This window comes from Streptococcus sp. SR1 (genome assembly GCF_000526075.1).
Classification (GTDB): domain Bacteria; phylum Bacillota; class Bacilli; order Lactobacillales; family Streptococcaceae; genus Streptococcus; species Streptococcus halitosis.
This window is the reverse complement of the sequence record NZ_JATR01000019.1, coordinates 63368-83482: the sequence shown is the minus strand read 5'-3', so window position 1 is coordinate 83482 and position 20115 is coordinate 63368. Positions and strand designations below refer to the sequence as shown.

Here is a 20115-nt window from a genome sequence, read left to right as displayed (position 1 = left end):
ATCATACTTCTGCTCGCAAGCAAATTATTTGCTACGGGCTGCTCAGACTTTGTCTATCTTCTAGTTTATCACACTTTAAAACAGGGAGGCTATATATTTTACCTATCAAGGAGATAAATAAAAACTATCTCAAACCTAAGTCCTCATAGGTTTTTCTATAGCCAATTTGTTTAACAGCACCATTCTCCACCAAAATTGGACGTTTCAATAACATACCATCACTCGCTAGAAGCTTGGCTGCTTCTTGTTTTGACAGACTTCCTACCTTATCTTTCAAGCCAAGTTCACGATATTTGATCCCGCTGGTATTGAAAAATTGTTTCAACTCGAAACCTGAAGTCTCTAACCAGTTTAAAATGACTTCTTGGCTGGGTGTTTCTTCTACAATATGGACGTCTTTGTAGTCAAGTCCGAGTTGGTCAAGTTCATTCTTTGCTTTCTTACAAGTTGAACATTTTGGGTATTCGATAAATTCTAACATTTTCTTTTCTTTCTATTCTTTATTTTCTTGAAAATCTGCGCCTTCATGCTCCAAGAGCCAAGCTTTCTTTTCCACTCCTGCAGCATAACCTGTCAGACGCTTGCCTGCTCCCAGCACACGATGACAGGGGACGAGGATGGACCAGGGATTACGCCCCACTGCTCCGCCAATAGCTTGGGCAGAGAGTACCTGCAAGTCTTGAGCTATTTGACCGTAAGTCATTGTTTGCCCATAAGGAATACTCTGTAAGTAGGTCCAGACTCGCTTTTCAAAATCCGTCCCAATGGGAGCCAAGGGCAAGAGAGACAAGTCTTGAACTCTCCCATCGAAATAAGCATTTAAATAGGAAATAACTTTGTCGAGGACAGGATGTTCCTTAACGATTTCTATCCCATCCGTATCAATACCTCTCTCAAAATGAGTTTGGTCCTGCACCCAAATTCCATGCAGATATTGCTCGTCAGCAACTAAGGATAAAGTTCCAATTGGCGACGGGTAGAGCATCTTTGCGTACTTTTTCTGCTTCATTTTTTTAATTTCTGATAGGCCAAACGTTCCCCATCAACTGGAACCTTACCAACCTGTTGGAAGCCTAGCTTTTCAAAGATATGCTGCATGGCCTTGTTTTCTGCATGCGTATCTGAGCGAAAATCTAGATAATCAAAACCTTCAATCAAGCCTTCTAGGAAAGTCTGAGCAACACCTTGTCCTTGGACATCTGCTGCCACAGCGATACGGTGAAAGACCAGATATTCTGATTCTTCCCCCTGCCAACTTCCTTCATAAATGGCTTCATAGGCTTCCTCTGGACTCTTGGTTACAGTAGCATAAGCTAGCAGTTCTCCTTCTTCCAAGGCCACATAGGCTTGGCCTGAGATGATATCATCAATAATGATATCTGCATTTGGATAGCCATTTTGCCACTGGTCGCTACCAGACTTTGCTAAGCACTTTTTGGCATCCTCCATCACCTGCATAATCGCATCCACTTCGTTTGGGAAAGCTAAACGAATCTCCATCTTTTCCCCTCATTTCTAACTATTTTCTCTCATCATAGCATAATTTAAAGCTTTCTACAAGCAGTTGAAACTTGACTTTTGTTTTTTATTATTTTATAATCTAGTTATCGAAACTAGATAAAAAGGAGTTGGAAATGAATTCTAACTTTTCCTACCCAAAATGGGAAGACATTCCAAACATTGACCTCTATCTGGATCAGGTTTTACTTTATGTCAATCAGGTCTGTGCCCCTATCTCTCCAGATAAGGACAAGGGACTAACAGCATCTATGGTCAATAACTATGTCAAACATGGTTACCTGACAAAGCCAGACAAGAAAAAATACCAACGCAAACAGATCGCCCGTTTGATTGCCATCACCACTCTCAAGTCTGTCTTTTCGATCCAAGAAATTGCTCAGACCCTTAATACTCTGCAAACTCAAGCGAGCTCAGACCAGCTCTACGATGCTTTTGTAGACTACATGAACCATGGGATTGATCCAGAAAATCCTATTATCCAAACTAGCTGTCAAACGGTTAAACTCTATCATCAAACTCTAGACTTAATCCTTATCAAAGAAGAGGAGGAAATCCAATGAATACCAGTCTAAAACTCAGTAAAAAACTCAGTTTTGGAGAGGAAATTGCTAATAGCGTGACCCATGCTGTGGGTGCCGTTATCATGCTCATCCTACTCCCCATTTCATCCACCTATAGTTATGAAGCACACGGATTTTTATCATCCTTTGGCGTTTCTATCTTTGTTATCAGTCTCTTTCTCATGTTCCTCTCGTCAACCATTTACCACTCTATGGCCTATGGTTCGACCCACAAATACGTCTTGCGAATCATCGACCATTCTATGATTTACGTGGCTATCGCGGGCTCTTATACGCCGGTCGTATTGACTTTGATGAATAACTGGTTTGGCTATCTGATCATTGCCATTCAGTGGGGAACGACCATCTTTGGCATCCTTTATAAAATCTTTGCTAAAAAGGTCAATGAGAAATTCAGCCTTGCCCTTTACCTGATCATGGGCTGGTTGGTTCTGGCTATCATTCCTGCCATTATCAGTCAAACAACACCAATTTTCTGGAGTCTCATGGTAACTGGTGGGCTCTGTTATACAGTTGGAGCTGGATTTTACGCTAAGAAAAAACCTTATTTCCACATGATTTGGCATCTCTTTATCCTAGCAGCATCTGCACTTCAGTACATCGCTATTGTTTATTACATGTAAAAAAGTTGAGAATCTTTTCTCAACTTTTTTCTTTACACATATTGATAAAATACTGGTGCAAGCGAGCATCATCTGTTAACTCAGGATGAAAAGAGGTTACCAGCATATTTTTTTCTTGCGCAGCAACGATTTGATCATCAACTGTTGCTAGAATTTCTACACCCTCTCCAACACTGCTGATAATCGGTCCACGGATAAAGGTCATGGGAATCTGACCAACTCCCTTACATTCTGCTTCTGTATAAAAACTTCCTAGTTGGCGCCCATAGGCGTTGCGCTCAACTACTATGTCCATAGTCGCTAGATGACTTTCTTCCTGAGAAATGATTTCCTTAGCCAGCAAAATTAAGCCCGCACAGGTCCCAAAAGCGGGTAATCCAGATAGAATGGCTTCTCGGATGGGAAGCAGCATGTTCTGGTCGCGCAAGAGCTTGCCCATGGTTGTAGACTCACCGCCAGGTAATATCAAACCCACCAAGTCACTCTGATGTTGTTGAAAATCATCTAAATTTCTGATTTCGACACTAACAACACCTAACTTTTCTAGCACTTTTGCATGTTCTGCAAAGGCGCCTTGCAAGGCCAATATTCCAATTTTCATCTATTTTCCTCGCTCTGCCATAAGAATTTGGATTTCATTCTCATTGATACCAACCATGGCTTCCCCTAGATCTTCAGAGATTTGAGCCAGAATTTGAGGATTTTGGTAGTTGGTTACGGCCTTAACAATAGCACTTGCTCGTTTAACAGGGTCGCCTGATTTGAAAATACCTGAACCAACAAAGACACCCTCTGCCCCCAATTGCATCATCAGCGCAGCATCTGCTGGTGTTGCAACACCTCCAGCTGCGAAGTTTACAACTGGCAATTTTCCATGTTCATGAACGTATTGGACCAATTCTACAGGGACTTGCAAGTCCTTGGCAGCCACATAAAGTTCATCTTCGCGAAGATTTTGAATACGGCGAATTTCTTGATTCATCATGCGCATATGACGAACGGCTTGAACAATATCTCCTGTCCCCGGTTCTCCTTTTGTGCGAATCATGGAAGCTCCTTCAGCGATACGACGCAAGGCTTCACCCAAGTCCTTAGCTCCACAGACAAAAGGAACTTGAAATTCCTTCTTATCTACATGGAAACGATCGTCTGCTGGAGACAGCACTTCACTCTCATCGATATAGTCAATCTCAATAGCCTCTAAAATCTGAGCTTCAACAAAATGCCCAATTCTGACCTTGGCCATCACTGGAATGCTGACCGCTTCTTGGATTTCCTTAATCATCTTTGGATCGCTCATACGGGAAACCCCACCAGCTGCACGAATATCAGCTGGAATCCGTTCCAAGGCCATAACAGCTGCCGCACCAGCAGCCTCTGCGATACGAGCCTGTTCAGGGTTTTGAACGTCCATGATAACCCCACCTTTGAGCATCTGTGCCAAGTTTTTATTTAGTTCATAACGATTTTCAGTCATTTCTTAATCCTCATCATTTGTATTGGTAGCTACCATTTCATTTTAAGCCAGATTAGAATGAAGTACAAGATAGAAAAACAATAATTGTCTGGGTACAGATGGATTAAAAAAACTATCTGACCTTAACTTAAGGCCAGATAGCTCAGCTATTGTTATTTTTCAGCTGTAAGTGCAGCCATTGTGATGTAGTTGTATGGTTTGTTGAAGTGTGGCAAGAAGAATAGGTCTGTCAAAGCCAATTTATCAATTGTCACATGCTCTTGGATAGCAAGTGAGAACATGTGGATTCCCATACTAATTGCAGCATCATGTGAAACCATTTGTGCACCAAGGATTTCGCGACTGTCTTTATCAAAGACAATCTTGATGGCAACTTCGTGGTTGTCATGCTTCATAAATTCTGGTTTTTGAAGATCGTTAAAGCCAGTTTCAGTTGCATTGTAACCTGCTGCTTTTGCTTTTTCAAGAGTCAAACCAGTTGAAACCATGTGAAGACCATAGATTGAAATACCGTTTGATCCTTGCACACCGATTCCTTCCAATTCATGTCCACAAGCATTGTAAGCACCAACGATACCAGTACGTACAGCGTTAGATGCAAGAGCGATGTAGCTAGTGTCTTTACGAGCATTGTCATAAACAGTCGCACAGTCACCAACAGCGTATACACCTGGGATAGATGTTTCTTGTTTCTTGTCTACAAGGAAGGCACCGTTGCGGAAAAGTTCAATCTTACCGTCAGCAAGAGCTGTGTTTGGACGGAAACCAACTGCAAGAACCACCATATCCACATCAAATGTTTCTTTGTCTGTTACCAAACGTTCAACTTTACCGTCACCTTGGATGGCTTTAACTGTTTGACCAAGCGCCAAGCGGATGTTGTGGTCTTCCAAGTTCTTCGCCATCATTTGGGTGAAGTCTTTGTCATAGTAGCCGTTCAAAACAGTGTCTACGATATCAACAAGCACCACTTCTTTTCCAAGACGTTCGAAAGCTTCAGCCAGCTCAACACCGATGTAACCACCACCAACAACGGCAATGCGCTCAAGGTGTTTGCTCTTGTCAGCAAGTTTTTCGATGACTTCTTCTGCATTTTGGTACAACTTAACAAATTGAACATTTTCAAGTGTTGCTTTGAATTCGCGGTTACCCTTAACGATTTCAACACCTTCGATTGGAGGCAAGATTGGAGTTGAACCAGTTGCAAAGATTAATTTATCATAAGACTCTTTGTGTTCTTTACCTTCAACTTCAGCAGTTACAACTTTGTTATCGTAGTCAATTGAAAGAACTGGTGAGTTCATGTAAATTTTAGCACCTTTTGCTTCCAATTTTTCTTTATCAGAGTAGAAGAGACCTTCTGGGCCATCAATTTGTTCCCCGATCCAAAGCGCCATTCCACAACCAAGGAATGAAATATTTGAGTTTTGGTCAAATACTACGATTTCGTTCTCATGACCAAAGTTATCCAACATCGTATTAATACAAGCTGTACCAGCGTGGTTAGCACCAACTACAACGATTTTACTCATAGAAAAATTCCTACCTTTAATTTTTGATTTACTTTTCTAGTATATCATTTACTGTTAGCGTTTACAAGATATTTGCTCAGAATTCTCTTTTTTTCAGAAAAAAATACTCTTAATATTAACAAACCTTATTTTTCTATCGTTTTCATTCTAATTTTGAGCATATTTCTTGACTTTTTGTCAAAATACATTTGTGAAAACGCTGACTTTATGGTATGCTAGTTACATGGAAATAAAATGTAAGGGGTTTACTTTTTCTTTAACCAACTTATATTGAATGATTTCCTATGAAAAGAAAGGAGCTGGTAGTTTGCCTCTTCATTCACGTTCTGAACGGCTAATGGGAACAACTATCACGATTTCATTAGTAGATGAGCGGGCAGAAATCCTGCTTCAGGGCGCTTTTGACTTGCTCAAGGAGCTCGAATACCGCTTCAACGCCAATAGTCAAGAATCTGAACTGATGGAAATCAACTACCAGGCTGGAATCACACCTGTTAAGGTTCATCCTGACCTGTTTGAACTGATTGCTCTTGGACTAGAGCACAGCCTAGCTCCCTCTAGCCATCTCAATATCAGTATCGGTCCCTTGATTCAAACCTGGCGAATCGGATTTGCAGATGCCCGGCTTCCAGAGTTAAACGAAATCGAAGCCGTCTTGCCTCTAGTTGACCCGCATTTTATCAAGTTAGATCCGACTAACTCTACTGTTTTTTTAGAGAAGAAAGGAATGAAGCTTGATTTAGGTTGTTTAGCCAAGGGCTATAGTGCAGATAAGGTTGCTCAGTATTTGAAAACACATGGTATCACCTCTGCCTTGATCAACCTCGGAGGAAATATCCTCACCATCGGGAATAACCAAGCCAAAGAAGGGAAAGCCTGGCAAATCGGTATTCAAGATCCGCGAAATCCTCGTGGCAATCATCTCCTAACCATTCCTGCTTCTAACAAATCCGTTGTTACTTCAGGTATCTATGAACGTCACCTGACAGTAGATGGAAAAGACTATCACCATATCTTTGATAGTGAGACAGGATTCCCTGTCGAAACCAATCTTGCTAGCCTAACGATTATCTCAGATAAATCCGTTGATGGTGAGATTTGGACAACCCGCCTATTCGGAGAACGAAGCGCTTCTATCCTCTGGCAAGTCGAAAGTATAGATGGGATTGAAGCCATCCTCATCGACAAAGAGGGACGCCTTGCTTGTTCTTCAGGCCTTCAAAATTGTATTATGTAAAAAGAGAAAGGAAATCTCATGCTAAAACTTATTGCCATTGTTGGAACGAACTCTAAACGTTCTACAAACCGCCAATTGCTCCAATACATGCAAAAACACTTTGCGGATAAAGCTGAAATTGAACTCGTTGAAATCAAGGATATCCCTGTTTTCAACAAACCAGCAGATAAGCAACTTCCAGCTGAAATTCTTGAGATTGCAGCTAAAATTGAAGCATCTGACGGTGTGATTATCGGTACTCCTGAGTACGACCACTCTATCCCTGCAGTTTTGATGAGCGCTCTTGCTTGGCTATCTTACGGTATCTACCCACTTTTGAACAAACCAATCATGATTACTGGTGCTTCATACGGCACACTTGGTTCATCTCGTGCCCAATTGCAACTTCGTCAAATCTTGAATGCTCCTGAAATCAAGGCAAATGTTCTTCCAGATGAATTCTTGCTCTCACACTCTCTTCAAGCATTTAACCCAAGTGGTGACTTGGTTGACCTTGATGTCATCAAGAAATTGGATGCTATTTTTGATGACTTCCGTATCTTCGTGAAAATTACTGAAAAATTGCGCAACGCACAAGAATTGCTTCGTAAAGATGCAGAAGAATTTGACTGGGAAAATTTGTAAGATAGGAGACCGAAAGAATGAAATTTGTTGGACTTGTTGGATCAAACTACGATCAATCATATAACCGCAAACTCTTGGAATTTATTCGTCGCAATTTCAAATTCAAATTTGAATTAGAAGTTCTTGAAATCGACGAAGTTCCAATGTTTAACCAAGACGAAAAATGGGACGAAAGTTTCCAATTGCGCTTCTTGTATAACAAGATTACACGTGCTGATGGTGTCATTATCGCCACTCCTGAGCACAACCACACTATCTCAGCTTCTCTCAAATCTGTACTTGAATGGCTTTCATACGAAGTTCATCCATTTGAAAACAAGCCTGTTATGATTGTAGGTGCATCATACTACGACCAAGGAACATCACGTGCCCAAGTTCACCTCCGTAAAATCCTTGATGCTCCAGGTGTCAATGCCTACACGCTTCCAGGTAACGAATTCCTTCTTGGTAAAGCTAAGGAAGCTTTTGATAACGACGGAAATATCACCAACGAAGGCACTGTTAAATTCCTTGAAACTTGCTTAGATAACTTTGTAAAATACGTAGGAGTCGTTTCGAAATTGAAAAAACCAAAACCAATCGAACCAGAAGACTTGGATTGTGGAAAACCAATCGCTACAACCATCACAGAAGTTGATCCTGACGATCCAGAATGGGTAGAAAAAGTTGCTGCAATCACTGGAGCTGTTTCTGGTGATACCTATGTCAAACTGGACCATGGTATCCTGACAGTTAACCAAATTGATATGTTCTTGAAAGCTATGCCATTTGAATTGACATACGCTGACGATAACAACCAATTCCTCTACTACAATAACGCTCACCAAGATCCAGACACCATGTTTGCCAAACGTGTACCACCTCAATCAGGTAACCGTATGTCGACTGTTCATGGATCTCTTCCACCAGCACGTATGAAGAATGTAGAGTGGGTTATCGGAACACTTCGTAACGGAAACCAAGAATACGTCCGTACGATCGTTCCAGGTTCTCCTGCAGGTGTCATCAACACCCACAACTACCAAGCGATGTACTATCCTGATGGATCATACGCTGGAATAAATGAAATTGTCTTTAACTTCCAACCATGGCTTGACTGGTACCTAAAAGAAACGGGTCAACGTTTGGTTGGTGGTAGCGGACCATTTGCTCCTGCTGCTGGAAGTCATGGAGATGCCGATGCTACTTCTGGTGCTTCTGATTCAGGTGACGCTGGAGGCCACGGTGGTGGCGCAGACGCTACTTCTGGCGCAAGTAACTAAGAAACTAAAAAGGAGCCAAATGGCTCCTTTTTTTATTACAACAGAAAAAGGGCTTGTAAATCATCTACAGCCCCCTTTCATTTTATGAGTTAGGATCATCTAAACTGCGACCGTGTAAACCTTTTTCACGTTGCACTTGGCGTAGTTTTTCTGGTGTGACGTCATTTCCCTCTTCATCAACAATCTTAATTCCTTCAATATGGTGACGAACAGCACGACGATAGCCTTCGATGTATTCCTCACGAAGTTTAGCTTGTTCTACTTTTTCAGCAGAAGTTAAGCCTTCTGTTTTTTTCTTTTTAGCGAGCTCGTTGATACGAGCGATTTTTTTTGAATCCATGTTTATCTCCTTTGTAAAAAGATACAGTTCGTTTAATAGAGAGTCTACTTGGTATTGATTTGGTTAAAGCGTGCAAGTTTAGCTGCTTTCTTGGTTAATTGCGACAAAACAGCCAATCGATTTTGACGAATATCTTGATCATCGGTCATTACCATAGTATTCTCAAAGAAAGCATCAATAACTGGACTAAGCGCAAAGAGTTGTTCTAATTGCTGACTTGCAGTCCCTGATAAAACGAGTGATTCTACTGCTTCCGCCAAGGCTTTCTCTTCTTCATTTTCAAAGAGAGCAGGATCAACTGTTTCAGATCCTTCTGCTTTCTCAGCCAAGTTGAAAGCACGTGAAAGAGATTCTACAGACGGTTTGAAGTTTTCTTCCTTGCTTGCTTCGACGAGAGCACTTGCTGCTTCCAACATATCCGCCACGACAAAGTTCGAACTTGCAAGGACCGCTTCCTTAATGTCTTTTGGAGTAGAACCCATCATCTTATCAACACGAGCCTTGATAAAGTCCATGACCTCTGCTTTATTTCCATAAGTCAAGCTGTCAAATTTCAAAGCATAAAGGCTATCAATCAACTCATCCATAGCAATGTGCCAACCAAAAGCATCCAAGATACGAACTACACCTTGAGTTGCACGACGAAGGGCATAAGGATCGTTAGAACCTGATGGAATCAAGCCTACTGAGAAGAAACTCAAAATCGTATCCAATTTGTCTGCAATGGCTAGAATGGCTCCAATCTTGCTCTCTGGGAGAGCTCCGTCCGCTGATGTAGGCATGTAGTGTTCACGAATGGCAGCCGCAACTGCTGGAGTTTCCCCAGCAAGAAGGGCATATTTCTCACCCATAATTCCTTGGAGTTCATCAAACTCACCAACCATCCCTGTCAACAAGTCAAACTTGTAAATGGATGCTGCTCGGGCAAGATCAATCGTTTCATCCACTGATAAACCAGCTTTTTCCGCCAAAAGGACGGCAATCTGACCTGTACGAATCATGTGTTCACGAAGAGAACCAATCTTTTCGTGGAAGGTCACATGGTTCAATTTTTCAACAAGATCTGAAATGACCAATTTTTGGTCTTCACGCCAGAAGAATTCTCCGTCTTCCAAGCGGGCAACTAAAACTTTTTCATTTCCCTTGATGACATTTTCCAAATGCTCTGCGTTTCCGTTACGAACAGAAATGAAGTTTGGCAAGAGTTTACCTTCTTGATCACGAACAACGAAGTAACGTTGGTGTTCCTTCATCGAAGTCACCAAAACTTCTTCTGGAACTTCAAGGTATTTGGCATCAAAACTTCCCATAAAGGCAGTTGGGTATTCAACCAAGTTCAAGACTTCATTCAGCAATTCTGCATCAATTTCGATACGTACGCCATGTTTTGCCTCGATTTCTTTGATTTGGTCAACAATCATTTGCTCACGTTCACGTGGATCCGCGATTACAAACTGTTCACGAAGGTCTTCTTCATAGCTTAATGCTGACTGAATCTTGGTTTCTTGTCCCAAGAAACGATGACCACGACTCACACGACCGCCCTTAATATCAAGGAAATCCAAGTCAAACTCTTGCTCGTCCAAGAGAACTGTCAAAGTGTGTACAGGGCGGATATACTCAAAAGTGTTGTTAGCCCAGTGCATGCTGACAGGGAAAGTCAGTGACTTCAAGACGTCTACTACACCTGGAACAATGGCTTCAACTGGTTGCCCCACTTCTTCCTTGGTAACATAGACATATTCTTCACCTTTGATTTCACGGAATTCAATATCTTCAACTGTCAAGTCTTTTCCACGGACAAATCCTTGAGCTGCTTTGGTGAAGTTTCCATCACTATCCAAGGCGATTTTCTTTGCTGGACCCTTGAAATCTTCTGTCAAATCAGACTGTTTGTCTGCAAGACCAGTCACACGAACAGCCAAACGACGTGGTGTTGAGAAGGTTTGAATAGCTTCAAAAGACAGGCGGTTTTCCTTGAGGAAGGCTGCCATTTTTTCACCTAGTTGGTTTTCGCTTGGAGTTACTACGTAGGCTGGTAACTCTTCAAGACCGAGTTCTACTAATAAGTTTTTTGTCATGTTTTTTCCTTTACATCTTCTTCAATCTTTTCTTTTGATATGCACCTTAGGTACTGGGGACGTCGCTAATTAACTTTGTGAATCTGTATGGAAATCTAATACAAAATTGATCAAGATTTCCAACAGTCTCATCAAAGTGGATTTAGCTGACTGATTTTTGAACCCAAGGGTTCAAAAATCCCCACATAACAGTACAGCGGTGCATATCCCTCTAGCAAGTCTTCGACTTGCCTCTAACGATTTTAGAGCACAGTATTACTCACTATTCTGCGTCTTCTGCTAAGAGTTTAGCTCGTGTCGCCTCATCCAAAAGTGGGTAGCCTAGGCGTTTGCGTTCCGCAACAAAGGTTTTAGCTACGACACGAGCCAAGTTACGGATACGAGCGATATAGCCCGCACGCTCGGTTACAGATACGGCACCACGCGCGTCCAGCAGGTTAAAGGTATGTGAACATTTGAGAACATAGTCATAGGCAGGGTGAACCAAGCCCTCTTCCAAGGCACGACCAGCTTCCTTTTCAAACTTATCAAAGTTTTCAAGCAACATTTCTTGGTCCGAAATTTCAAATGAATATTTTGAATGCTCGTACTCAGGCTGGATAAAGATTTCTCCATATTTTACACCATCAGCCCACTCAATATCATAGACAGAATCAACTTCTTGAATATAAGAAGCCAAGCGTTCCAAACCATAGGTAACTTCCGCAGTCACAGGGCCAGTTGCCAATCCACCAACTTGTTGGAAATAAGTGAACTGAGTGATTTCCATCCCATCAAGCCAAACTTCCCAACCGAGACCAGCTGAACCAGTCGATGGATTTTCCCAGTTATCTTCAACGAAGCGGATATCGTGTTCCAATGGATTGATACCCAATTTTTCCAAAGACTCAAGGTAAAGTTCTTGGATGTTTGATGGAGAAGGCTTCATAACCACTTGGAATTGGTGGTGTTGGTAGAGACGGTTAGGGTTTTCCCCGTAACGACCGTCAGCAGGACGGCGTGATGGCTCTACATAAGCCGCATTCCATGGCTCAGGTCCGATAGCACGAAGGAAAGTGTACGGACTCATGGTTCCCGCACCTTTTTCATTATCATAAGCCTGCATGAGCATACAACCTTGGTCATTCCAAAATTGTTGCAAAGTCAAAATAATTTCTTGAAATGTTAATTTCTTAGACATTGAATACTCCTTAATAAAAAATGATTTTTTGCGACACGAGTCTGCCTTGTCGATTATACGAGGCAAGACGAGTTAGTACTGCGTCTAGCTCAGGCACTCTAGTGCTGAGCGTGGGGCAGTCCGACTGTAAGGAGGTCTCTGCCACTGACGCAGTGGAAAGTCAATTTTTTAGACATTATTTACTCCTTTTTATAAATTCTTGTGACTTTGGATACAAAAAGAACCGTGTCTTTACTCCTAAGTCTGTGACCTAGGGGCGTCAGAAACGCGGTTCCACCCTAATTTATTACTTCATTGTTTTTTAAAATACGACAGAAAGCGCCAGTTTCTTACCTTGTCCTACTTGGCTCCCACTATCCCAAGCTCGCTTGAAGAACGCCATAAGACTTTCTTTCCTAGCTAGTATTATAGCAGATTTCCTAGCTAGTGTAAACCAAAAATGAGTCTGAAAACAAAGTTTCAGACTCATTTATCAGTAAAGCTTCAGAAACTCCTGTTTAAGGATGTCTTCTTGCTTTTGGTTTTTTGCCATGCAGATTTCTCTTGGCTTGTTTCAAGACTGTAATGGCATCTTTGACATCTTCTTGGCTCGCTCCTGGATCTTTAAGGAGTTCCTGTGCTTCTTTAAAGACTAGAAGATAAGCTGCTTTTTCTTTCTTATCTGCATAGATAAATCTCGCATTCTTTTCTTGGAAGAGACGTTCATCCTTGACCAGTTTCTTTAGACTAGAGAAGTCTGTGGCCTTGCCATTTAGTTTGCTTTTAGCTGTAGCTAGGGCAATAAGAGATTGGTCAATTTGATCTTGTTTGACTTTAGGGTCCACAGCTAGTAAGGCAATTTCTTGGAAGGCACGATCATAAGCTCGACGTACTTTTTCCTTGGCATTAGCATATCGTCCAGTTTTAGTCGTTGCGTAGTAAGCTTTCATAGCTTCTTTCAAGGCTGCCACGTTCAAATCTTTTCCATCCAAAGTCTTACCAGCAGCTTCAAGACTAGCGAGAACGCCATCAATCAATTCTTGCTTCAACTTGCTTGACAAGGCTGACTGCGCCACTTGGAAAGCTTGATCATAAGCTTTTCTCTTATCTGCACTACTATTAAAGTAACGAGACGTTTCTACCAGTTCTTTTTGTTGATTTACCGCAGCAATCAAGGCCAACTTAGACACAACAGATAGGCGCAAAGCATTATTTCGACCTGGCTGAACGAGCAAGGAAACGAGATCTTCAAGGAGTTCATATCCAGTTGGCAAGGTGACTTGTACAGTATAACGACCTGTAGCAACTTTCTTACCAAAGGCGTATTGACCGTATTTTTCAGCAGGAAGAGTGATACTTGTCCCATCTTCTCCTTTCAGAACTACTGTAGTCGTCTTTGGAACAGCTTGATTGAAAGAAACAGATACCGGAGCATACTCTAGGAGATTTGCTAGGAAGGTAATGGTTTGGAAACTATTTTCTTCCGTCAGGTCAAACTCTTGGGACAAGGCACTGATAAACTTCAGTTCTGTTCGGTCATAACTGAAAATTTCTGCCGTATAATGACCAAATTGTAAGAAATGAATCGCTTTTGTCTTGTCAACATCAACATATTGCCCCTTGCTATTTTTGATTCGATAGACGTAGAGGGTATCAATATCCTGGTTTGTTTTTGCATCCTTCAATGCAATTTTCACTCGACCACTATTTTGATTGCGCACAAGTTCGGCAAGCGAGATATAGTCTACATTCCCTGCATAGTCCTCTACAAGATAGTAAATATTAGCCTTGTCAACATCCTTAGGAAGTGTATAACTACCGTCAGCATTGGCCTTAATCAGATGGGTGTTTTCAAACGCACGCGTTCCAGACTGGTCCTTTCCAGTTAGAACCATGCTCCCTTTTTGGTCAAATGGTGTGATATAGAAGACTTTTTCTGAAAGGATACCGCCTTGACCAACATCTTTTGGTTTGCGAGCTACGAATTCTTGATTTCCATCTTTAAAGCGAATATAACCACTTGTGATGACCGGTTTTTGAGTATCAATTTGAATTTTAAAGGTCGTGTATTGTTCTTTTGCTCCTGGAACGTCTGGTGTATAACTGATAACATAGTCATATAAACCATCCGCAACGGTATTACCATTAAAATCCTGACCTCTCCAAGCAGTATTATCTAGAATATAACTCTTCAGATTTCTACTGTCTCCATCAAAATAATTCTTACGGAGATCCTTTGCATCGCCCTCCCAAATAGGATGTTCATGCTTGGTATCCGTAGCCGCATAAACTGTAGCCCGAAGATTTACAAGATTTCTCAAAGCAACCGTTTTGTATTCAACCAGATCTTTGTTTCCATCATCGTTTGGAGAAATAGCAATACGGACATTCCCTTTTTCGTCCAACTGAAGAACATGCTTACCTTCAGCATTTTGTTCAATCCCAAGAACAGTAATTCGGCGTCCTTGGCGTTGACCTTGAGAAACTAGAAGGTCATTTTGTAAGGTTGCGAGATAGGTGGCATCATTAGAGTAGTTAACGGCAGGATTTTCCTTGTCTACTTCCGTGTAAAATCCATTTTTCCCTTCTCGAATAAGGTTGTAAATTGGTTTTTCGACAGCGGGGAGATTTTGGAACTCTCCTCGGAAGCCCATAAATGCAAGACTCACAATATCCCCATCATCTGCTGGATCTACAAAGCGAACAAAACCTTCAAGGAAATAGCCATTTGGCATTTGTTTGCTGAGTTCAGCAGCAAATTTTTGAGCATCTACTTTAACAGTGACTGTTTGACTGCTGTGGGCTTTGACCGTCACTTCAGGCCAGACTGTCTCCGTTAGTTTTCGAGGTCGAAGGGTGAATTTTCCATCTTGAACTTCGTCTGTATTGGTATTCACCACCATCTTGAGAGTACGGTCAGTATCTGAAATATTGTGTACAGTGACCTTGAAAGTAAATTGATCTCCAACATTTCCCAGAGTCACACTTGGATAACCATTTTCACCCGTTACATAGAGGTCTGTTGACACTGCAGCAGCTGTGTCCACAATACCAGAACCTTGCTGACGAGGAGAGGTATAAGTGCCTGTGTCCTTATTAACATGTGGTTTTGCAGTTGACATGATCAAGGCCTTGACAGTCTCTGATACTTGCTCAGGAGTCAATTCTGGATGGTGTTTTTGAAGGTATTCCTTAACCAGAACTGCAACACCCGTAACGTGAGGAGCCGCCATACTGGTTCCGCTGATACTACCATAAGTATTGTCATTAAAGGATGAATAGATATTGCCGCCAGGAGCTGTTACGTCTGGTTTCAATTGTCCATCGGTGGTCACTCCCCAACTTGAAAAGTCAGATAGCTGATTGGCTACATCGGATGGGCGATTATCCATCTTGTCATTAAAAACAATCTTGTAGTTTCCTGATTTTAAGGCTTCACCATACTGTTTAGAAATAAATACAGAAGGAATTTTCTTTGCTTCATCATCAATAGCCATATTGATGTTTGCACCTTCTACATTATTGTAGATCAAAGCACCAACTGCACCGTGTTTTCGTGCATTTTTGATCTTCTCTGAAAAATTCATAGCTCCACGCTGAATGAGGGCAAGTTTCCCAGTTAAATCCAACTTTGCAAAGTCTTCTTCACGACCTAACCCTGCTTCGACGTATTCATACACTTTTCCTTTTTCAAAGTCCTTATCTGCCTCAGGTTGATTATAATCAAATTTTCCGTTATGAAGGCCGGCATTTCCCTCTAGACCTTTAACTTCAAAAACGGCTGTTGTCAATGTTTTGTTATTGACAGAAGCAACTGAAATTGAGTCTTCAACAGTGGATGGATTTCCAACCAAGCCATAGTCTGGGTTTTCGGCTAGTGGTTTTGAATAACCATTTCCGAATGTATTGCTATTTCCTGCTGAGATAAGAACAGAAACTCCCTTGGCACGAGCCCGTTTGATGGCATCCACGATATCAGAACCAGCATCGACCATAGAACCAGTGCTAGAGCCTAAACTCATATTAATGGCATCTGCTCCCAAGGCAACTGCGTCATCAATCGCCTTTACATAAAGGGCAGAACTGGTCGTTTTTTGGCGATCTGAAAAGACACGCATAAACATAACTTGGGCTTCTGGCGCCACACCATAGACCTTTTCACCATTTGGTGCTTCTTTATCAGGGTTTCCAGCTGCTATCCCTGTTACGTGCATCCCATGAGAAGTTCTTTCTGCTTCTTTGATCTTATCTGTTCCGTCAAAGTAGTCATAGGCATAGACAACCTTATCGCTATACCATTTACCGTAATCGATTCCAGCAGCCTTTTTAGCTGCTTCGATGGCTTCCTTGTTTTTAAATTTTGCTTTTGACGGATCCGAAATTCGAAGAACCTCATGATTCAAATCAAGCCCAGAGTCAATTATGGCAACAACGGTCCCTGTCCCCTTGTAACCAGCCTTCCAAGTTTTTGGTACTGTGATGATATCATTGCTTGAAAGACTATTTGGTTTTGCAGACTCAGCTTTTTCTTGTTCTTTTTCAGTAGCTGCCGTTTCTCCAGTAGCTTTAGGAGCTGTCGTTACTTGAACCTCTTTTTTCTCCAAGTCAGAAGCCTTCTCAGTAGCAGGCGCTGGACTGGTAGCTACTGTTGTTTCTTTCTGAACGACACCTTGATTCTCTTCGTTTGAAACTGCGCTATCTTTTCCTGATTCTTGGGCTTCAGCAGTTTTATCAACCGGAGCATCTACCTTAGCATCTTGTTTACTAGCATCCTCTTTAGAAGTTTCAACTTCTTGTTTCTCTCCAACTACTGGTGCTATCCCATTAGTATTGGTTTGGTCAGTTGAAGAGTTTGAGTGTTTATCGTCTTTTAGCTCTGTCTTGATTGCCTGAGTTTGGGCTTGATTTTCACCTGTACTCTGCTCATTGGCATTAACTTGACTTGCTCCAAAAACCAAAGCAGTTCCCAATAAAACTGAAGCAAGACCAAATTTGTATTTCCGTAATGAAAAACGTTGTCGTCTATCCATAAATAATCTCCTTTTTCTTTAAAGTATACCTATTATAACGCAAATAATCAAAAATTTTCATAAAAATCTGAATTGTCACAAAAATGTAATATTTACGTATATATTTTTCTTATTTAATTTTATCATTCGTGTTATTTGCTCTATCAAAGCAACATTTTCTAAACTTGTTCATTTATTTCAATTTATAAAACTATTTTATTATACAAATAATTTAGATTTTTTATACACAAAAAGACTAGGATTTAAAATTCCTAGTCTTTGTTATTTCGGTATAAACAGATTTCACAAACTAAAAATCCATCTCATCCACACGAGGTGCGCCCGAAGTCACTGAAATTGTCTTTAAGACTTCTCGCTCGTCTTTGCTGAGTTCAATTTCAAAACAGTCAAGATTGCTCTGGATGCGAGAGGCTGTCACTGACTTAGGTAGGGGTAAAAATCCTTCTGCCAAGCTCCAAGCCAAGGCAATTTGAGCAACTGATTTCCCATGCTTAGCAGCAATTTCTTGGACTTCTGTCTTGTCAAACAACTCCCCTTGCCCAAATGGTCCCCATGCCTCTAAGAGGATTCCTTTCTCTTTACAGTAGTCAACTACTTCCTCCTGATAAACTCCTGGTGCCAAGCGTACCTGATTGACCGCTGGGATGATTCTTGCTGTTTCAAGTAAGTCATCCAAATGATGGGGAAGGAAATTACTAACGCCGATAGCACGAATTTTACCTTCTTGGTACAGGTCCTCCATCGCTCTCCAGACATCGGCATTGCGAGTTTTCCATTCGTCATTTTCTCTTAAAGGTTTTGGATTTGGCCAATGGATAAGGTACAAATCTAGATAATCCAATCCCAGTTTTTCCATTGATTCTTCAAATGCTTGGCGAGTTTCTTCATAGCTGTGATTGGTATTCCAGAGTTTGGTCGTTACAAAGATTTCTTGTCGTGGAATACCGCTATCTCGAATAGCACGACCAACACTTTCCTCATTTTTATAGATAGCTGCAGTATCGATATGACGATAACCAGCCTTTAAGGCTTCTAAAACGGCTTGATAGGCTACCTCTCCATTTTCAGCTTTCCATGTTCCAAATCCTAGTACAGGAATGGAAACTCCATTATTAAGGGTGTAAGATTTCATCGTTTTTCCTTTCTATGTGAAGAAAATCTAAAGAAACAAAATCCTGATTATCAGAACACTTGCTCCTTTAGATTTTAACAATTATTGATCACGATCGTAATAGATCTCGTGAGCCTTCAAGCGAGAATTGAGCAATTCAGGAACAGTCACAAATGTATACCCTTCACCCTTTAAATACTCAATGACACTTGGTAGGGAATTAACAGAAGGACCATGGATATCATGCATGAGAATGATGGAACCATTACGAACTTGGTGTTGAATTTCTGTCAAAATAGCAGCTTCATTCTTACTCTTCCAGTCTAAACTATCCACATCCCACATGATAAAACTCAAGTCAAGACTATTTCGAATATCATCAGTGATGGCACCATAAGGTGGGCGCATCAGTTTAGAGCTTGATCCTAAAACTTGAGTCAACAAATCTTCTGTATCAGTGATTTGCTTTTTAGCATCTTCGAGGGATAATTTAGAAAGGATAGGATGATCCCAGCTATGATTTCCCACAACATGGCCTTCTGATTTCATTCGTTTCAGAAGATCTTCATTTCCTGCGATGTTTTTTCCAAGTACAAAGAAGGTTGCCTTTACACCGTACTTAGCCAGGGTATCCAAAGCTTGTGGAGTTGTAGTCGGATTTGGACCATCATCAAAGGTCAAGGCTACAACCTTTTTATTTTTCTTGGCAAAGTAAGTTTGATAGAGTTCAGCATCTTTTTCTAGTAAATAAGAGGACTCAATGACATCAAAGAAACTGGATATTGGTAAAGCAATTTCTTCAACAGTCTCTTCAGAATTAGCAGGATAAAGGATAATTTGACTATCTTTATAATCAAAACTCCAAGATGATAAGTCTTGGCCTGTGAAACTCTTTATAACTTGATCAATTTTTGTCTGGTCAAGCTTCTTATCTTCTAGAGTTGATTTGACCTGATTTAGTAAAAGTTCCTTAGCTTTGCTTGCATCTTTAAAAAGTTTACTAAGGTCAAAATCTTTCCCATCTTCAGTCAAGAAAATTTTTCCTAAAGAAGTCTTTTCTTTTTCTTCAACCTTTGATGCAGATAAATCGTAGACTTGCTTGCCAATATTACGAGCAACAACTCCCTTTAAGACAGGATCCAGCTGCTCAGTATAATAAAAGACCAGATCCTCTTTATCTTCTAGATTTTCTTTGATGTCTTGGTTGATTTTTTCTCTAATAGACGCAATAACTTCCTCTCCTTGCAGAGGGTAGTAGGCAATCACCTCCGCTTGCCCTTTTCGGAAATGGTCCCTCTGACTAGCTGAGTTGAATTGCTGATCCTTTTCGCTTTTTAGCGCTTCAATTTTTTGTTCATAAGATTGCTTTTGTAGAACCTTGTAGCCAATGGCACTTCCCAAAAGAATCATAGCGATTCCTAAGATCCCAACAAAGGAAAGCAATAACCTTCTCTTTTTATCGTGAGAAACACGGTTCATATTTTTCTTCATATTTCCATCATATCAAATCAAAGCTATTATTTCAATGATAAACAGG

General features: G+C 41.1%; 17 protein-coding genes. 5 read left to right on the top strand and 12 right to left on the bottom strand.

What is annotated here, in order from left to right; genetic code table 11:
- Window positions 1–124: 124 nt before the first annotated feature.
- From HMPREF1518_RS06560 to HMPREF1518_RS06550, 3 genes are read right to left on the bottom strand one after another with little or no spacing between them, the layout of a single operon-like run.
- Entirely contained in the window at window positions 125–481 is a 357-nt protein-coding gene (locus HMPREF1518_RS06560; RefSeq protein WP_033584995.1) for an arsenate reductase family protein, read from the bottom strand.
- Between the two features lie 12 nt (window positions 482–493).
- Window positions 494–1009, bottom strand: a complete 516-nt coding sequence (locus HMPREF1518_RS06555; RefSeq protein ID WP_033584993.1) for a methylated-DNA--[protein]-cysteine S-methyltransferase — start codon at window positions 1007–1009, stop codon at window positions 494–496.
- Complete coding sequence (locus tag HMPREF1518_RS06550; protein WP_033584992.1) at window positions 1006–1500, bottom strand: GNAT family N-acetyltransferase; 495 nt, start codon at window positions 1498–1500, stop codon at window positions 1006–1008. The genes HMPREF1518_RS06555 and HMPREF1518_RS06550 overlap by 4 nt, the downstream gene beginning before the upstream one ends.
- Before the next feature lie 134 nt (window positions 1501–1634).
- Here HMPREF1518_RS06550 and HMPREF1518_RS06545 point away from each other — a divergent pair, with 134 nt between their 5' ends.
- The gene (locus tag HMPREF1518_RS06545) at window positions 1635–2081 is read left to right on the top strand and encodes a DUF1836 domain-containing protein (protein ID WP_001087578.1); all 447 of its coding nucleotides are present in this window, start codon (window positions 1635–1637) and stop codon (window positions 2079–2081) included.
- A complete protein-coding gene (trhA, locus tag HMPREF1518_RS06540; RefSeq protein WP_001097972.1) occupies window positions 2078–2725 on the top strand; it encodes a PAQR family membrane homeostasis protein TrhA in 648 nt (215 codons plus the stop codon). The genes HMPREF1518_RS06545 and trhA overlap by 4 nt, the downstream gene beginning before the upstream one ends.
- A 19-nt stretch (window positions 2726–2744) precedes the next feature.
- On the opposite strand, the gene pdxT is transcribed toward trhA, so the two are convergent.
- From pdxT to nox, 3 genes are all read right to left on the bottom strand, one after another.
- Window positions 2745–3326: a pyridoxal 5'-phosphate synthase glutaminase subunit PdxT gene (gene pdxT / locus HMPREF1518_RS06535; protein WP_033584991.1), complete on the bottom strand. Its 582-nt coding sequence runs from the start codon at window positions 3324–3326 to the stop codon at window positions 2745–2747.
- The gene (gene pdxS / locus HMPREF1518_RS06530; protein ID WP_000138520.1) at window positions 3327–4202 is read right to left on the bottom strand and encodes a pyridoxal 5'-phosphate synthase lyase subunit PdxS; all 876 of its coding nucleotides are present in this window, start codon (window positions 4200–4202) and stop codon (window positions 3327–3329) included. It abuts the gene before it with no gap.
- A gap of 152 nt (window positions 4203–4354) precedes the next feature.
- Window positions 4355–5734, bottom strand: coding sequence for a H2O-forming NADH oxidase (gene nox, locus HMPREF1518_RS06525; protein WP_000036760.1), 1380 nt, complete (start codon window positions 5732–5734; stop codon window positions 4355–4357).
- Between the two features lie 307 nt (window positions 5735–6041).
- Here nox and HMPREF1518_RS06520 point away from each other — a divergent pair, with 307 nt between their 5' ends.
- Genes HMPREF1518_RS06520 through HMPREF1518_RS06510 form a run of 3 tightly spaced genes read left to right on the top strand, consistent with a single transcriptional unit; the run spans window position 6042 to window position 8857 of the window.
- Window positions 6042–6971 carry an FAD:protein FMN transferase gene (locus HMPREF1518_RS06520; protein ID WP_033585050.1) on the top strand — a complete coding sequence of 310 codons (930 nt, stop codon included), beginning with the start codon at window positions 6042–6044 and terminating at the stop codon, window positions 6969–6971.
- Between the two features lie 18 nt (window positions 6972–6989).
- On the top strand, window positions 6990–7595 hold the full coding sequence (locus HMPREF1518_RS06515; RefSeq protein WP_000915933.1) for an NADPH-dependent FMN reductase: 606 nt from the start codon (window positions 6990–6992) through the stop codon (window positions 7593–7595).
- Window positions 7596–7612: 17 nt separating this feature from the next.
- Window positions 7613–8857: an NAD(P)H-dependent oxidoreductase gene (locus HMPREF1518_RS06510; RefSeq protein WP_000673666.1), complete on the top strand. Its 1245-nt coding sequence runs from the start codon at window positions 7613–7615 to the stop codon at window positions 8855–8857.
- An 82-nt stretch (window positions 8858–8939) separates the two neighbouring features.
- On the opposite strand, the gene HMPREF1518_RS06505 is transcribed toward HMPREF1518_RS06510, so the two are convergent.
- The 6 genes from HMPREF1518_RS06505 to pgdA all read right to left on the bottom strand — a co-directional run bounded on the left by HMPREF1518_RS06505 (window position 8940) and on the right by pgdA (window position 20069).
- Window positions 8940–9197 carry a DUF896 family protein gene (locus HMPREF1518_RS06505; RefSeq protein WP_000377481.1) on the bottom strand — a complete coding sequence of 86 codons (258 nt, stop codon included), beginning with the start codon at window positions 9195–9197 and terminating at the stop codon, window positions 8940–8942.
- Between the two features lie 44 nt (window positions 9198–9241).
- Window positions 9242–11278 carry a glycine--tRNA ligase subunit beta gene (gene glyS, locus HMPREF1518_RS06500; RefSeq protein WP_000164802.1) on the bottom strand — a complete coding sequence of 679 codons (2037 nt, stop codon included), beginning with the start codon at window positions 11276–11278 and terminating at the stop codon, window positions 9242–9244.
- A gap of 262 nt (window positions 11279–11540) precedes the next feature.
- Window positions 11541–12458, bottom strand: coding sequence for a glycine--tRNA ligase subunit alpha (gene glyQ / locus HMPREF1518_RS06495; RefSeq protein ID WP_000038733.1), 918 nt, complete (start codon window positions 12456–12458; stop codon window positions 11541–11543).
- Between the two features lie 497 nt (window positions 12459–12955).
- On the bottom strand, window positions 12956–17467 hold the full coding sequence (locus HMPREF1518_RS06490; RefSeq protein ID WP_033584990.1) for a S8 family serine peptidase: 4512 nt from the start codon (window positions 17465–17467) through the stop codon (window positions 12956–12958).
- A gap of 289 nt (window positions 17468–17756) precedes the next feature.
- Window positions 17757–18599, bottom strand: a complete 843-nt coding sequence (locus tag HMPREF1518_RS06485; protein WP_033584989.1) for an aldo/keto reductase — start codon at window positions 18597–18599, stop codon at window positions 17757–17759.
- Window positions 18600–18680: 81 nt separating this feature from the next.
- Window positions 18681–20069 carry a peptidoglycan-N-acetylglucosamine deacetylase PgdA gene (gene pgdA / locus HMPREF1518_RS06480; protein WP_050589085.1) on the bottom strand — a complete coding sequence of 463 codons (1389 nt, stop codon included), beginning with the start codon at window positions 20067–20069 and terminating at the stop codon, window positions 18681–18683.
- Between the last annotated feature and the right edge of the window lie 46 nt (window positions 20070–20115).